14 protein-coding genes and 2 riboswitches are annotated in these 16,476 nt (G+C 40.1%); of the genes, 13 read left to right on the top strand and 1 reads right to left on the bottom strand.

The features are described 5' to 3' along the window. Window positions 1-4 precede the first annotated feature (4 nt). The 13 genes from B5771_RS23590 (at window position 5) to thiC (ending at window position 15,809) form a co-directional block, all read left to right on the top strand. A complete protein-coding gene (locus tag B5771_RS23590) occupies window positions 5-430 on the top strand; it encodes a DUF350 domain-containing protein (RefSeq protein ID WP_088189695.1) in 426 nt (141 codons plus the stop codon). A gap of 273 nt (window positions 431-703) precedes the next feature. Then, a complete protein-coding gene (locus B5771_RS23585) occupies window positions 704-1,213 on the top strand; it encodes a hypothetical protein (RefSeq protein WP_088189694.1) in 510 nt (169 codons plus the stop codon). 532 nt (window positions 1,214-1,745) lie between these two features. Then, window positions 1,746-1,991 carry a hypothetical protein gene (locus tag B5771_RS23580; protein WP_088189693.1) on the top strand — a complete coding sequence of 82 codons (246 nt, stop codon included), beginning with the start codon at window positions 1,746-1,748 and terminating at the stop codon, window positions 1,989-1,991. Window positions 1,992-2,773: 782 nt separating this feature from the next. Then, window positions 2,774-4,939: an LUD domain-containing protein gene (locus B5771_RS23570; protein ID WP_088189691.1), complete on the top strand. Its 2,166-nt coding sequence runs from the start codon at window positions 2,774-2,776 to the stop codon at window positions 4,937-4,939. 2 nt (window positions 4,940-4,941) lie between these two features. After that, complete coding sequence (locus tag B5771_RS23565) at window positions 4,942-5,970, top strand: LUD domain-containing protein (RefSeq protein ID WP_088189690.1); 1,029 nt, start codon at window positions 4,942-4,944, stop codon at window positions 5,968-5,970. 78 nt (window positions 5,971-6,048) lie between these two features. After that, the gene (locus B5771_RS23560) at window positions 6,049-6,744 is read left to right on the top strand and encodes a FadR/GntR family transcriptional regulator (protein ID WP_088189689.1); all 696 of its coding nucleotides are present in this window, start codon (window positions 6,049-6,051) and stop codon (window positions 6,742-6,744) included. A 178-nt stretch (window positions 6,745-6,922) separates the two neighbouring features. Further along, window positions 6,923-7,068: riboswitch (FMN riboswitch) on the top strand. 99 nt (window positions 7,069-7,167) lie between these two features. Continuing rightward, a complete protein-coding gene (gene ribB, locus B5771_RS23555) occupies window positions 7,168-7,815 on the top strand; it encodes a 3,4-dihydroxy-2-butanone-4-phosphate synthase (protein WP_088189688.1) in 648 nt (215 codons plus the stop codon). 271 nt (window positions 7,816-8,086) lie between these two features. Next, window positions 8,087-8,674, top strand: a complete 588-nt coding sequence (locus B5771_RS23550) for a TetR family transcriptional regulator (RefSeq protein WP_088189687.1) — start codon at window positions 8,087-8,089, stop codon at window positions 8,672-8,674. A gap of 536 nt (window positions 8,675-9,210) precedes the next feature. Next, window positions 9,211-10,056: an SDR family oxidoreductase gene (locus B5771_RS23545; RefSeq protein WP_088189686.1), complete on the top strand. Its 846-nt coding sequence runs from the start codon at window positions 9,211-9,213 to the stop codon at window positions 10,054-10,056. A gap of 331 nt (window positions 10,057-10,387) precedes the next feature. Continuing rightward, window positions 10,388-12,616 carry a UvrD-helicase domain-containing protein gene (locus B5771_RS23540; protein WP_088189685.1) on the top strand — a complete coding sequence of 743 codons (2,229 nt, stop codon included), beginning with the start codon at window positions 10,388-10,390 and terminating at the stop codon, window positions 12,614-12,616. 253 nt (window positions 12,617-12,869) lie between these two features. Beyond that, complete coding sequence (locus B5771_RS23535) at window positions 12,870-13,583, top strand: threonine/serine exporter family protein (protein ID WP_242966951.1); 714 nt, start codon at window positions 12,870-12,872, stop codon at window positions 13,581-13,583. Then, window positions 13,580-14,029, top strand: a complete 450-nt coding sequence (locus B5771_RS23530; RefSeq protein WP_088189683.1) for a threonine/serine exporter family protein — start codon at window positions 13,580-13,582, stop codon at window positions 14,027-14,029. The genes B5771_RS23535 and B5771_RS23530 overlap by 4 nt, the downstream gene beginning before the upstream one ends. 154 nt (window positions 14,030-14,183) lie before the next feature. After that, window positions 14,184-14,289, top strand: a riboswitch (TPP riboswitch). A gap of 230 nt (window positions 14,290-14,519) precedes the next feature. Further along, complete coding sequence (gene thiC / locus B5771_RS23525) at window positions 14,520-15,809, top strand: phosphomethylpyrimidine synthase ThiC (RefSeq protein WP_088189682.1); 1,290 nt, start codon at window positions 14,520-14,522, stop codon at window positions 15,807-15,809. Window positions 15,810-15,929: 120 nt separating this feature from the next. On the opposite strand, the gene B5771_RS23520 is transcribed toward thiC, so the two are convergent. Next, complete coding sequence (locus B5771_RS23520; protein ID WP_088189681.1) at window positions 15,930-16,274, bottom strand: hypothetical protein; 345 nt, start codon at window positions 16,272-16,274, stop codon at window positions 15,930-15,932. Window positions 16,275-16,476 lie beyond the last annotated feature (202 nt).

Below are 16,476 nucleotides of genomic sequence, written 5' to 3'. Positions count from 1 at the left end.
TTGTATGCTATTAATTAATTTCCTTAAGTACTTGGGAGTCACTTTACCATTGATGGCATTTGCTATCTTTTTATTCACTTTAACTACGCCTTATCAGGAATTTAAAATTATGTTTGATGGTGATGCTTTGGAGAATCCGTTAAAGGTAGCATCAGCCAAAGCCGTCGCTTTCGATTTAGGGGGTAAGATACTCGGTATTTCGTTTTTGCTGGCCTCAGCGATCTATCATGCAGTTAGTCTGTGGGATTTGGTGGTATGGGCTTTAACTGGGATCGTTTTTCTCGTTGGAATTTATTATCTATTTGAATTATTGACTCCGGGGATTACGATTCGGAAAGAAATACCGAATGGGAATGTGGGCGTCGGGATCTTTTCGTTTTGTTTAAGTTTGGCTGCAGGGGTTTTAATGGCGGCTCTGATTAGCTATTAATTAGATTCCCTGTCTCCGTACTTGGCAAGTGCAAATACGTGGGACTAAGAGGCGTGAAATTGCAGATGCCTTTCATGGCGTTTGCTTTTCGGCTATTTAGGGCAGATTAAGCATCGTTTAAACTGGTGCTTTTTCTATTGATGCGTCTTTGTTTTATACCAGAAAAAAGTACTAAAGTCCTGCTTGGTTCTCAGGAAACTCTCAGTTTTGATTGTTAGACTATGTTTGTAATAAAACATACCAACCAAATTGAAACTGAAAGGATGATCTTCAATGTATAAAGTAAAAGTTTTATTGACCTCCACACTGGTAATTGGTTCTTGTCTATTGACCACTTTGCCGGCAATGGCGGCTACAACAGGAACCGCTGCTACAAACCCAAACTCTCAATATTGGACCCAAATTAAGACACTCCGTCAAACGGACAATGGATTAGCCGCTCAGCTGAAGAATTTTAGGCAGAGCATTAAGACACAGCGTCAATCGGATTGGACACAAAAGAATTATACTGCACTGCTCGCTGCGAAAAATGATCTAATTACAATGGTAAATGACCACACAGCGGCACTAACTGATAGGCTTACCTTACAAAAGGATAAAATTCAGCTTGATATTGATCGTCAAGCTAAAAATGAAACAAATATAACAGCAGATCTCCAAACAGTAATCACGGATTTAAACAATCAAATTAGTGCTAGAAATCAGCTCATAACAGATGCTCAAAAAGTACAGGTGGACTTGGGAGGAAGTAGCGTTAGTACTTCAACAGCCACAGCTCAATAATTAAAAACTTAATTGAAAGAGCCCCGCCAATTTATCTTAAAGTGACGGGGCTCTTTTTAGTGCGTGTGGGAATAAGCTTATTCTTGTGGGCAGGTGTACTGAGTGCATCAAGGGTGATTGAGTGGCAACACATATGATATTTAGAGCAGACCATCCTATCAATTGGCACACTTTGTTGTTATGGCGGGATGTTTTCCCTATATTGCATCGTTTATTATTAGTAAAACAATATTAAAGTTTAAGAACTATCAAAATCAATAAGAATAGGTTGCAACTTGATATGATTTTCCAAATGTCTTTGAAGAATACGCCCGTGTATTCCATCCCGCAGCTGACGATCAAGATCGTGGCACTGTGCGGTGGAGTGAAAGTCAAGGTTCAGTCAATGGTTGAGATAGAGTTTGTGTTTAAAGCTGAGGTAAAGATGAGGGATATTTTGCAATAATAGACGAGGGCAAGTTTCTCATTAAATTAAAAAGCCATAATATAGTAATGGAAAATACCGGAAATAACTTTCAAGGAGGAAAGAATTATGTGTGAAATGCCATTGTATGGCTCAGGATACGGACATTTATTTAGTTATGGTGTTGGTTTGAGGCCAGGTTATAATGGATTCAATTATGGCGGATACGGACATTTGCAAGGTTATGGAGTGGGACTGCATCCCGGATATGATCCCTATGGTACGGGATATGGATATGTTCATCTAGTCCCTTATCCCGTATATTATCCTGTCCGTCAATATGTTCAAGAACCGTTCCGTGGTGGTAAAGGCTAGAATTTTAGGATAGTCTTATACTTTTTAAACACGACAGACCTGCAAAACTTGTAGGTCTGTTTATCCAGTTTTTAAGACCCCCACTTCTTGTAAGAGCACCTTGCATTCCAATGATCAGGCGTGAATAAAATATGAGACGTAATATACGGTATCAAATGGTTTGTGATAGTTGTGCTAAATTTTTACTAAGGGTCAAACCTAAACGTCTGGAAATATATGACAGTATCGACATTTGAGCATATAATATATTAACTGCTAGGAGGTGATTTTTGAATGTATGGTTGTGTAGGAAGTCCGATTTGTTGCCCCCCGCAATACTGCGTGCGCAATTATTACACCCCACGGGTGGTTCCAGTTATTCATCCAGTCGTAAACGTAAACCGCTATAATGTTGTAAATGTTCCTCAACACATCTATCAGCCCATGTCAACTAACGTTGTCGTAGATCCTGGTCAGGGTTACGGCGGTTACGCTGGAAATGTAGGTTATCGTAATCGGCTCTTCTTCTAAAATCGCAATATTAAAGGCGTAGCGAATCTTCGGGTTTCCGCTACGCCATAGTTCAGCTAATCAAGCCACACGTTCTAACAAAGGGAGGTGTGGCTTTTTCTTGTTTGAAAAGGTAAAAAGAAGGTTCCAAAATTTACTTTAATCATTTAAAAATTGGTGTATAATTATATAGAACAATAAATTAATAAATGATGTGTATCATAAAAGACCTTTTGGAGGTTTTTTGTTTTACTCAATTGGTCCAACCACTAAACCACTGAGGAGGAGATTTTGTGGGACAAGATACTTACAAGATTATAAAAAATAAGGTTACAGAAGGGCTTCAGGATTTAGAGTCGCGAAAAGGCCGATTTCGGGCTTTTGAAGCGATTCGGCCAGCCATGTTAAAGATGGTGCCGGATTATCCGGAACTTTCTAATCGTTTGCGGGAAATCAAAACATACAGTATTGATCATTTAGAGGAAGTCATTGTCCAGGCTCAAAGGTCTTTGGAAGGAAAAGGATGTAACGTCTTTGTTGCTCAGACAACTGAGGAAGCCCAGAATTATATCGCCGGTCTGATTCCCCCTAAAGGATTGATCGTCAAATCAAAATCTAATGCCGGTAAGGAAATTAATATTTCACACTACCTTGAAGATCAAGGAGCTACTGTCATCGAGACAGATCTTGGGGATCGGATTAACCAGCTCGCCAAGAGTGAGGCAAGTCATTCCTTAGCACCCGCGATTCATATTCCTATTGAGCGAGTTACTGAAGTCTTTTCCGAAGAAGCAGGAACTAAGCTGGAGTGTACTCCCGAAGCTTTGGTTGTAGCAGCTCGCCAACGTCTTCGCAATTATTTGATTAATGCTGATATAGGAGTCTCTGGAGCTAATGCGATTGCCGCTGATACTGGCAGTATTTTTCTGACGGAAAATGAAGGGAATATTCGCGCTGTAACGATGATGCCTAAAACTCATATTGTGATTGCCGGCGTTGAGAAAATTGTTCCTACCTTGGAGGATGCTATGCAGGTTGTCCGAGCTGCTGCAGTCTATGGTGTCGGACAAGATATCGGAACCTACGTCTCGGTAATTTCCGGGGTGAGTGAATCCCTTGATCCTGATTTAGATCAGCAAGCACACGGACAAGGACCTAAAGAAGTTCATGTTGTATTATTAAAAAACGGACGTCAGGAAGCGATTCGAGCGGGTTATAAAGAGTCACTTTACTGTATTAACTGTGGTAGTTGTCTGAACTTTTGTCCTGTCTATGCAGAGGTGGGCAGCCGGTATGGATATAAGTACCTTGGAGGACGTGGCTTGGTTTTTGCGGCTTTTCACGGAGACTTAGAAAAATCAGAGAAAAACGGTCTATCCCTTTGTATTGGCTGTCAAAAGTGTAAGACGGCTTGTCCTGTGCAAATGCCTACGCCGGAGATGTTGTGGAAGCTGCGTGAAACTGCAGTTGAGAAAGAAGGGGTGGGTTGGAAAAAAGAAGCTATTTTCTCCATGTTAACGAAATCGAAATCCCTTCCCACGGTTACTAAGCTTGCCGCGACTTTTGGCAAATTTGTTTTAAAGGATTCGGGTCAGGGAATGAGTTCTCGTTTACCCTTGAGTTCCTTAGGCATGCCTAAAGAACGAGTTATTCCCAAATTGACAGGAAAGTCCTTTTTGACGAAGGCTAAACCCAAAACGATTGCTCATCCCCTTAAAACGGTAGGCTTTTTTCCCGGGTGTGTGGTTAATTATTCCGAGACGGATTTGGGAGAGGCGCTTTTACATGTTATGGCAGAAAACAATGTAGCCGTTAAGCTCGCTCAAGAAGATGTGTGCTGCGGAATTCCCAGTATTGTCAGCGGGGATATGGCTCATGCCAAAGCGATGGCCATTAAAAACATTGAAATGTACAGCAAATTTGAGATGGATGCTTTGGTTTTCGTTTGTCCAAGCTGTGCGGTGGCCTTTAAAGAAGAGTACCCTAAGCTTTTTGCTGAGGATGCGCCGGAGATTCAGCAGAAAGTGAAAAAACTTGCTGAGAGTGTCCGAGATATTAACGAATTTCTCTTTCACGATATTCAATTAAAAGCTCCAGATAAAAAAGTAAGTGAAAAAGTAACCTATCATGATCCCTGTCATCTGGCACGGAGTATGGGCGTGAAAGAAGAACCACGCAATTTATTGCAGCAAATTCCGGGTTTGGACTATGCGGAAATGAAAGATGCTGATACTTGTTGTGGTTTTGGCGGGTCATTTAGTTTAAGTTTCTACGAACTTTCACATCGCATCAATGAAGGAAAACTACGGACTATTGCTGATACTCAAGCAACGATATTGGCTACCAGTTGTCCGGGATGTATGGTGCATTTTCGGGATGGAATATCCCAGAACAACATGAAGCAAAAAGTGCTCCATACGGTACAGTTATTAAGTCAAGCTTATGGAAGGAGGCCGTAAAGATGAGTGAGGCAAAAACAACAGTAAAGGCTCAAAGAATTTTAAATAACATTGACTCCAATCGAAAAAGTCTTATTCAAAAATATCCCAGGCTTGCCTCTCAAGTTAATGAAATTAAATCAGAGGTTGCCAAGAAGCTTAAAGAACATGTAGAGAAGGCAATTTCATCTTTGGGAAATAAAGGATGCCATGTTATTGTTGCGGCTGATTCAGCAAACGCCCAACAACAGGTTTTAAAAATTCTTGCTGGTAATAAGCAGGTCGCCATAAGTAAGAATCCAATTTTTGCGGAGATCGGTTTGAGAGATTTCCTAAAAGCAAACGGTGTGGAGGTCAAGAATACTGACCTCGGAGAACGATTAGCCGGTACGGAAATTGATGTTCATCCCTGGATTGCAACGTTGAATAAAGAGATAACTGACCAAGCAATGGTTGCTCAAGTAAAAGATGAAATCAAACGCACTGTAGCCAATTTGGAATATGGAATCACAGGTGCTGAGGCAATCGTGGAACAAAATGGAACGATTACCCTTTTAGAAAGTGAAGGGAACGTCAGATTCACCTCAAATCTTCCCTATAACCATATAGTGCTTGCCGGTATGGATAAGATCGTTCCAACCCTTGAGGATGCTTTAACAGTTTGTCGGACAATGAGTATTTATGGGTTAGGAAAAGATATGCTTCGTTATATCTCCTTTATCAATGGTCCCAGTCGGACAGCTGATATCGAATTTAAAATGGTCCAAGGTATGCATGGCCCTAAAGAAGTCTATGTCATTTTAATTGATAATGGTCGTTTGGCAGCAGCAGAAGGCGGGGAGGGGGATTTGCTGAAATGTTTACACTGTGGAAGCTGTTTGGTTAATTGTCCCAAATATCTGACGGAAGGACTGGAAAGGGGTTATCGTTATACGGGTAAAAGGGTGAACGTTCTGACAGTCTTTTTAGAGGGGGTGCATACAACAGAAACTACAGATTGTGGAGATTGCCGGAAATGCAATGAACTATGTCCGGTCAGTATTCAGGTTTAGAAATAAAATATGCTTAAAAGTATTGGGAGAATGAAAGCGAGATGGAAATAAAAATTCCTGGTGTTATGGAGGATCTTCATGCAATTTGAAAAGGTTAAGCCGCGCCGGACGTATCAAGAGGTACTAAAACAAATTAATAATCTAATTATCGAAGGAAAGTTGAGTCCCGGCGATCGTTTGATGGGAGAACGGGAGATGGCTGCAGAATTGGGCGTAAGCCGCACAACACTGCGCGAGGCTTTACGAACTATGGAACTTTTAGGCTTGGTAGAAATTAAACCGGGGGGCGGAACGTTTATTCGGGATGTTCAGCTGGACTATGTGATTAACCCCTTAGCTTTAGCCTTATCTGTCGAACCAACCCGCCTTGATGAACTGTGGGAAATACGTATTACCCTCGAGGCAGAATGTGCTCGCTTAGCTGCAGAGCGGGCGAGTGAGGAAAGCTTGCGTTGGATTGCGCATGCACTTAAGGATATGCAAAGAGAACATCATGACTTAGATGCTTATGCTAAGGCGGATATGCGATTTCATTATATGGTTGCTCAAGCTTCTCAGAACACTCTTATGAATCGGCTTCTTCAAACATTGGTTGTACATATTTTTGAGTTAATTAAAAGGACTGGGCCGCTTCGTTTTAGTCATGATGTAGGTGGACTTCGTACTGTTCGGGAGCATGTTGCGATTTATGAGGCGATTTCGCGTCATGATTCAGGAAAAGCGCAGAGCCTTATGCGGAGGCATTTAGAGGAAGCAAGGAAAGAGCTTGCATAACGCGTCCATCACTCTCGAATGGTGGACCTCAATTAACTAGAATGGTGGAATTTCAAACACGAAGCTCTACGACGGACGAAACTTAAGGAATGCTGCATTGTACGATATGCCGCCGATCTTAAGGTATTTTCCATCGCTTACAGTTCACAATAGCTGATAGAATTGTTATAATAAATTGACTTAGTCTCAGGGCGGGGTGAAATTCCCCACCGGCGGTATCCCAGTTTCTGGGGAGCCCGCGAGCGCTTCTTAATTTTAAGAAGGTCAGCAGATCTGGTGAGAGGCCAGGGCCGACGGTAATAGTCCGGATGAAAGAGATATACAGGTGTGCCAAATTTTTTAATTCAAGCGATCTAATATTAGGGAGGCTGTCTGTTGGTTCGCCCTGATTCTGGTAAGTCAATATTTAAAGGGGGATTTACCATGAATCAATCCTATTTATCTACATTTGGAAGCTCGTTTGAAAGGGTGGAAAAAGCGTTAGACTCTTTGAGGAACGGGCAGGGGGTATTAGTTACTGATGATGAACATCGGGAAAATGAAGGAGATCTAATGTTCTCGGCTCAATTTTTAACAGTAGCACAGATGGCAATGCTTATTCAGGAATGTAGTGGAATCGTATGTTTATGTTTGACGGATGAAAAGGTAAACGAGTTGTCGTTGCCTATGATGGTGGAAAACAATACAAGCAGATTTCAAACTGCTTTTACCGTATCGATTGAAGCAGCAAATGGAGTTACAACAGGTGTTTCTGCGGCTGACCGAGTTACTACTGTCAAAGCCGCTACGGCAGAAGAGGCAAAACCTCAAGATCTTCATCGCCCCGGTCATGTTTTTCCTTTAAGAGCATGTCCTGGTGGTGTCTTAGAACGGCCGGGTCATACAGAAGCTAACATCGATTTAATGCGTTTAGCAGGTTTGAAACCCTGTGGCGTATTATGTGAACTTACAAATCCAGACGGAACTATGGCTCGCTTACCAGAAATCGTGGCCTTCGCTGAAAAAAATAATGTACCTGTGGTAACGATCGAGGACTTGATAGATTACCGTAAACAGTATCATATAATTTAATTGAATTTCTTTAACCGGCTTATTGAGTATTTGCTTAAAAGCCGGTTATCATATTTACTGGCAATGTAGACTAGGAAACGTGGGAATATAAAGTTCTTAACTATAAACTCAATTGAAGACTTACAAATAGTTATTGGTAAATCTGTGGATAATGTTTTCCCGAAGCAGGGACATAAAAAATTCTGCTTTGGACAAAATTACGATTATTGTAACTTGAAACATAAAACCAATCGTGATATGATCATACTTACTATTAAAAGAGAAATCGGTGATGACATTGGATAAGATCTCATTAGATAAAGAAATAATTCTCAATGCCACTGAAGAGGTCATTCGCCGTTTTGGACCAGATAAAGCGAATATCACAGACGTGGCAAAATTATTAAAAGTCAGTCATGCTGCCATTTATAGATATTATAATGGTAAAGCTGCCCTTTGGAATGCTGTTACAGAACGCTGGCTTGCAAATTTGCATGCTCCTTCAAAAAGTATTTTAAAAGAAGATAGTCCTGCTGATATTAAGCTTTTTCATTTACTGGAAGACTTTGCGGAAGCTAAACGTCGCAGTGCCATTAATGATCCAGAAATGTTTGCCAATTACATTAAACTGGCTCAAAACTCAATGCAAGTAATTGAAAAGGGTATAGAAGACGGAATTAATCAAATCAAGGAGGTTATAGAACAAGGAATTACAGAAGGTATATTTTTCATAGAATTTCCTTATCAAGCGGCAAGATCCGTATATCTTGCAACCAGTGTTTTTATCCACCCAAACTCATTCGCAGATCCTGAGCGAAAACAAAACATAGAATCTGTGGTAAATCTTCTAATAAGAGGACTTAAAAATCCCAAAAACTGAATCGAGTAGGTGAGGCCGATCAACCTTCTCCTCTTACAAAACTCCAAATACGATAAAGTAAACTTTTAAGCCCTTGACGTTCCAAATAGGAATTGTTGAGGGCGTTATTGTATGCCGGGACTTTTCGCATTTTTTGCAAAAGCATGGTCAAGCTGAAAGCAGCGAACATTTATAACACGTTCTTTCACCGCTGCAGTCATCAAATATAATAGTCATTAAACTTGAAAGTGAACTCGTTCAGCTAAAGCTGAACAGCGGGGCTTCCTTAAAAAAACAGGATAAATATAAATTTATTACAAGTTACATATTTATTGTATTGTAATTATCTACTCATAATGATATAATTCGTTTTAAGGTTACAAATATTAAAACATTAAACTTGTAATCAATGAGGGGAGTTAATATGGATTTATTACAGGTTGATCCGACAAAATTTACGAATATGTTTAGTCTCAATTAGACAGCGAAGATTGTATACATTCTTCCAATTCCGTATAAGGTAATGTTACTATTTAATTTATTAGGAGGATTTTATTATGCGTATTTTTGTCACTGGAGCAACAGGTTATATCGGTTCGGCGGTTGTACAAGAACTGATTCAGGCTGGACATAAAGTGATTGGTTTAACACGTTCGGAAGAGGGTGCCAAAAAATTAGAAAATGTTGGAGCGGAAGCACTGAAGGGGACACTGGAAGATACGGAATATCTTTGTAAAGGAGCCTCCATGGCAGAAGGTGTTATTCATATGGCTTTCCGACATGATTTTTCAGATTTTGCAGGATCCCTTGCTATTGATTTAAATGTAATTAACGCAATAGGTGAAACCCTTGTAGATACTGGAAAACCTTTTATGACCACTGCTCATGCCAATGGGGATGCTTCGGATAAGGCTACATTAGCTTTAGCTGAGAGAGGGGTTCGCTCCGCTGTCATTAGTCTTGCACCCTCCGTGCATAGTGATGCGGATAGGCATGGATTTATTCCACAACTTATCAGTATTGCACGCTCAAAAGGAATATCTGCCTATGTTGAAGATGGAGCTAATCGATGGCCGGCTATTCATAGACTTGATGCTGCTAAGCTTTTTCGTCTGGCGATTGAAAAAGCACCGGCTGGTTCATATTTTACAGGAAGAGGCGAAGCAGGAATTCCTTTTCGTGAAATTGCCAGTACTATCGGAAAACACTTAAACGTTCCGGTGGTAAGCATCTCACGTGAGGAAGCCAATGCTCACTTCGGGTTTCTTGGTGCATTGGCCGCACTTGATATTCCAAGTGTAAAGCCGGGAAACTCTCCACAAACAAAAGAGATATTGGGATGGAACCCGGTGCATCCAGGCTTAATTGCAGATTTGGAACAAGGTCATTATTTCAATAAATAATCTACTGCATCACAAAAGTATAGTTTAGGGTTTATCCAGTTTTTAAGCCCCGATGTTCAGCTTTAACTGAACGAGTTCACTGTAAGTTTGTTATGGGCCTATAATATGACTAAAATATATAATGCGCTGGCATGAGAATATAGCAGTTCTCACGCCAACGCATTTTGTTTTTATAATTTTTACTTTTTACTATACTTAAAGGTGTATTTATTATATAATTAAAAATAGGCATAAATAGCCAAAATATTATATAACTAATTATAGTATATCACAAATACCTTAGGAATGTCAAGTGGTTTCTTCAAGATTCTTATTAAAGGAGCGTGATCCGATGGACAGTTACCAAGAAAATTATCAAGAGGAGATTGAGTATCTTAGGAAGGCATTGGCTTTTATCGAGGAAGAAGTGGAAAAAGAAGCGAAGAATTTAGAAGAAAAAAAGAGTGATTTAATTGCCGCCAGAAAAGATATGTACGAAAATACCATTCATGCTTCGAGTGACTTTGAAAGTCTTGTCGATATAAACCTGCATTCTATGCAAATTAATAATTATATCTCTAGTTACAATCCGCAACGTATCAAAAACCTCAAGAAAATGATAAATTCACCTTACTTTGGTCGGTTTGATTTTATAGAAAAAGGTTGTAGTGAAAAAGAAAATATATACATTGGACTTTACAATTTAATGGATAGGAATACGGGTCGAGTCTACGTTTATGATTGGCGCGCACCCATTTCAAGTATATTTTATAGGTACGAACTAGGTGAAGTAATGTATGACACTCCGGCGGGGATTAGCCGGGGGGATGTTTCTCTGAAAAGGCAATATAAAATTTGGAATTCAAAGCTAAAATACTTTTTCGATTGCAGTGTCAGGATTACAGACGAAATACTGCAGGAAGTGCTAAGCCAGAATACCTCAGCCAAAATGAAAAATATTATCGAAACAATTCAAAAGGAACAAGACATTATTATAAGAGATAGGGATCACGAGCTCTTAATTGTACAAGGTACAGCAGGTAGTGGCAAAACATCAATTGCACTGCATAGGATAGCCTTTCTCCTTTATGAGGGTCTCAATTCCAATCTGCGATCGAATGAAGTTGTCATATTATCTCCCAACACCGTTTTTAGTCACTATATTTCGAGTGTTCTTCCTGAGCTGGGGGAAGAAAACGTGGAGCAAAGCGTTTTTGACGATTTAATCTCTGAAGTTTTTCAAGGCAGATTTGGGGAAGAAACAAGGGATATGCAGCTTGAAACATTGATACATTCCCGAGGGAAGACGAGTGGTGAGGTTCGGCGGCAAAGCATCGATTTCAAGGGTTCGAGGGTATTTAAGCAAATTCTTGATAGACTATTATGGTATTACGCCCATCGGCTTATTCCCTTTGAGGACGTCTATTATAATGGAACAATCCTAGCGACGAGGCAGCAGCTAAAGAATCGTTTTCTTCACAATGAAATTGGTATTCCGATGGCAAAACAACTTAAAATCATTGAGACATTCCTCTTGAAAAAGGTCCACCCATTACAGAAAAAGAGACTCCAACGCTTGGAAAAGATTGTGGAAAAAAGTGAAGGGCATGAGTTTGAAATAAAGTCCTTCAGCCGATTGTTAGCCATCAGACAAGCTGTGGCTTTCCGGGAACGAATTCGAAAATTCACGATCGTTGATTATAGAGACTTGTACATGCTGCTGTTCAAGAACCATGGGCTTTTACTCAAGTTGGCGCGAGGTCTAACACTTCCGGAAACTACTGAAGAAATTATTTTAACAACTCTGCAAAATCTACAAAAGGGGCAAGTGCACTATGAAGATTATGCCCCACTTCTTTATTTGAAGTTAAAGATCGAAGGGAATGATGTGGTTTCCGGGATCAAACATGTGGTCATTGATGAAGCGCAGGATTATACGCCTTTGCAATACGAGGTTTTTAGGATTTTGTACAATAATGCAACCTATACTGTCTTAGGAGACATCCGTCAGACGATTGAAAAAACAGCAGACAGTTTACTATATGACGATATATCGGAGATACTCAATAAAGGTAAGATGATTAAGCTTTCTTTAAATAAAGGGTATAGGTCGACCTGTGAAATCAACACCTTCGCACAGGCTCTGCTAGGTGAAGGCACCCAACAAGGTTATGCTTCTATTGAACGTCATGGTGAGGAACCCACGGTTATCCCTCAAGAAACATTAGAGGCGATGGATCGGTCGATCGTTGAGGATATAGCGAAGTTTACAGAGCAAGGGTATGAATCTATAGCCGTCATATGTAAAACTCAAGGGGAAGCAGAAAAGGTGTTTGGTCGGTTGAAAAAATCGGTGCAACTAACACTTATTAAACCTCGAGGAGGGGAAGTTACAAAAGGTCCATTGGTCATTCCAACTTATATGGCAAAGGGATTAGAATTTGATGTTGTGATCGCTTATGATGTTAGTAAAGAAAACTATGTGAGTGATTTTGATAGACAATTACTGTACATTACCTGTACACGGGCACTCCATCGACTGGTTATTTATTATAAAGGAGATAAAAGCCCCTTGATTTAATTAACGCATCACTTAACTAAAAGTGTAAACAGCGGCTTTAGTGAAAAATCTAAGGCCGGTTTTTTTGTCACTTTAGGGTGCTTCCGATGCCAATAAATTAAATTCGATGTATAATTATGCAAATGAAATTTTATAATCAAAGTGAATCATTAAGCTAAAAGTATGTCTTTAGATTGTTGGAATAACTGAAAGGGCATTAAATCATATGCTTACAAAAGAATTACTAAGTTACATAATGGATATTGGAGAACAAATGCTTGTCAGCGGTGCTGAAGTAAATCGCGTAGAGGACTCCATCAGCCGTATCTGCAAAGCATATGATGCTAAGCGGGTGGATGTATTTACAATCACGTCTAGCATCGTCGTATCTCTGCAATCGAAAAACGGAAATACGCTCACTCAAACCAGGAGGATCTTAAAATACGCAACAGATTTGGATAAGTTAGACAGACTTAATAATCTTTCCCACTATATTTGTGCTCACAAACCTGAGGCGGAATATATTAGCAATGAAATCGAAAAGATCGGGAGTAGACATAAATATGGTCCAACTGTCCAATATTTGGTATATGGTGTGATTGCTGGAACATTCACGGTTTTCTATGGAGGCGACTTGAATGATGCAGTTGTTTCTGCAGCTATCGGCATGATATTGAAATCAGTGATCACTTTTATTCAAAGATTGGATAAGAATGTTTTTATCGTAAATATACTATGTTCGTTCATTGTAGGTTTGCTGGGAGTTCTGCTCGTTAGAACCGGGATAGGCCATAGCTTCGATAAAATTGCAATTGGAAATATCATGCTGCTGATACCGGGATTGGCTCTAACAAACTCAATAAGAGATATCATAAGCGGAGATACGATAGCAGGACTACTGCGTCTTTGTGAAGCTATTCTTGTAGCATTATCCATCTCTTTTGGATTCGGTCTGGTATCGGTTTTTGTTGGAGGTATGTTTAAATGATCCCTACATTTCAGATCATTTTGGCTTTTATAGGTTCACTTGGTTTTTCGATTCTGTTCAATATTAAAGGAAGGAAAATATGGTATGCTGCTTTAGGCGGTATGTTAGCATGGATGATATACTTACTGGGCGGTCTCTGGCTAAGCAGCGAAATGACGCAGTACTTTGTATCGGCTATTATAGTAACCTTTTACTCAGAGCTATGTGCCCGCATCGAGAAAACGCCAGCTACTACTTTTTTAACAGCAGCTATTATTCCACTAGTTCCAGGTCGGGCCTTATACTATACGATGAGCTATGCGATCAATAATAGGATTGTAGAGTTTGCCGATTATGGCTCTTACACGGTAAGTATTGCAGTTGCCATAGCTGCCGGCATTATGGTGGCATCTTCGCTGTTCAGAATCTTTTTTGCATTACGTTCTTATGAATACCGTCATCATTAATATTTATCTCTTTCGTGGATATTCTGAATTGGCGTAGATATAGCTCTTTTGGGTGACATGGTACTTTGGCGTTTTTCATTGAACTAAATTGTTAAAATATTTACTTGTGCATTTACATTTACTTCTTAAGTATGACGTTGTATAATAAATCGAAATTAATTGCTAGGGGTGCCCAAATGCGGCTGAGATAGAGCTATTGCTCTTGTCCCTTCGAACCTGATCTGGCTAGTACCAGCGTAGGAAAGCAAAATCGTTTAAGATTGACTTGAATTGAAGCATAGTTTACCTGAGTCAAAACGACAGCTTACCTACGGGGAAGCTGTTTTTTTATTCGGTTTTAGGCCCCCACTTCTATAAGTGGGGATGGGTCCCTCGTTAACTTCAGGTGGGGTAGAGTCCCCATCTGAAGCCCCGATGTTCAGCTTTAGCTGAACGAGTTCACTCACTTGCTCTGGAAGGATTGTATTAAGGTTATTTCATTCAAAAAATAATGAGGAGGGAATTAGCTATGACAACACAAATGGCGGCGGCCAAACGAGGCGAAATTACCGAAGCAATGAGAATTGTTGCTCAAAAAGAGAATCAGTCCCCTGAGGATATATGTGCACGTGTTGCCCAAGGAACTGTGGTCATTCCGGCAAATATTAATCACTTAACTTTAAGCCCTGAAGGCGTTGGGCAAGGCCTTAAAACGAAAATCAATGTCAACTTAGGAATTTCCAAAGATTGTGCGAATATTAATCTAGAACTGGAGAAGGTACAAACAGCCATTAATATGAAGGCTGAAGCTATTATGGATTTGAGCAACTATGGAAAAACTGCTGAATTTCGTTCGCGTCTAATTAACATGTCAACGGCAATGATCGGTACAGTTCCTATGTATGATGCAATTGGTTTTTTGGATAAAAAACTTGAAGATATCACTGTAGAAGAGTTTCTAGCGGTTGTAGAAAAGCATGCCCAAGATGGTGTCGATTTTATGACGATACACGCTGGACTTAACCGTCAAACAGTGGCTCATTTTAAAAAAAATAAACGCGTCACAAATATTGTTTCACGTGGAGGTTCGCTTTTGTTCGCCTGGATGGAATTAAATGATCGCGAGAATCCATTTTACGAGTATTTTGACGATCTGTTGGATATTTGCGCCAAGTACGATGTAACCCTGAGCTTGGGGGATGGCTGTCGTCCGGGATCCCTTGCGGATGCTACTGATCCTGCACAGATTGAAGAACTTATCGTGTTAGGTGAATTAACCTTGCGCGCTTGGGAAAAGAACGTTCAAGTTATGATCGAAGGTCCTGGTCATATCCCTCTCAATGAAATCCAAGCCAATATGTTATTAGAGAAGAAATTATGCCATAACGCACCTTTCTATGTATTAGGCCCAGTAGTGACAGATATCGCTCCGGGATATGATCACATTACCAGTGCCATAGGCGGTGCCATAGCTGCCGCATCGGGAGCGGACTTCTTATGTTATGTAACCCCGGCAGAACATCTTCGCCTTCCATCCCTCGAAGATATGAAAGAAGGAATAATAGCTACTAAAATAGCGGCCCATGCGGCAGATATTGCCAAAGGAATCCCAGGTGCTGCTGATTGGGACCTTAAAATGAGTAAAGCAAGACAAGCGCTGGATTGGTCTACTATGTTTGAATTAGCGATTGATCGGGAAAAAGCTGAACGTTATCGGAGAGAATCATCTCCAACTCACGAAGATAGCTGTACAATGTGTGGAGAAATGTGCCCGATGAGACTGATGAATAAAATTCTATGATTCTTAACTAATGTATCAAAAAGTATACTTTTAGGGGCCGTTGCATAATGAATATTGCAACAGCCACTTTGTCTCCAATTTGTCAAGGATACGTCCGACATAATACGCTAATTCTAATTTTCACTCTGGATAATGAGCAGTCTCCTGTGCCTCCGCCCCCTTGGGCAAATAAATTCTTGTTCGAATCATTCCGGCGAACTCTCCATTCTTGAAATAGCTGCTATAAGTAATGACCATCCCAAAGGCTATTTTGGTAAAGGATTTTAATTCCCCGGTTTTAAACCGCTCTACAAAGCCGGCAATTTTTTGACGATTTTCTTCCTTGTGACAGTCTATAGCACGCAAACCCACAACGGGTTTTCCGTAGAACTGTTCCTCAAATTTATTGGCCCAAATCACATTAAAATCTGCATCTGTAACCAAGAGTCCCGCAGAAATATCTTTAAAAACCTCACCAAAATCCATTCCAATATACCTCCAACTATTTTGTTATCTTGTTTTTAGTATCGCAAGTACTTAGAAACCATCCCTTTGTTTTATTTTATATCTTTTGGTATAACTCTATCAAACATATAGAAGATTTTATATTAGGAAAGGATTTTGAAAATGTGTGTTGAATTTTTAGTGACTCTATAATCTATTTTTGTAGGGGTTCAGGGAATTTAAG

The sequence above is a fragment of the Desulfosporosinus sp. FKA genome, assembly GCF_002196785.1.
Classification (GTDB): domain Bacteria; phylum Bacillota; class Desulfitobacteriia; order Desulfitobacteriales; family Desulfitobacteriaceae; genus Desulfosporosinus; species Desulfosporosinus acididurans.
This window is presented reverse-complemented; position numbering and strand designations above follow the sequence as displayed.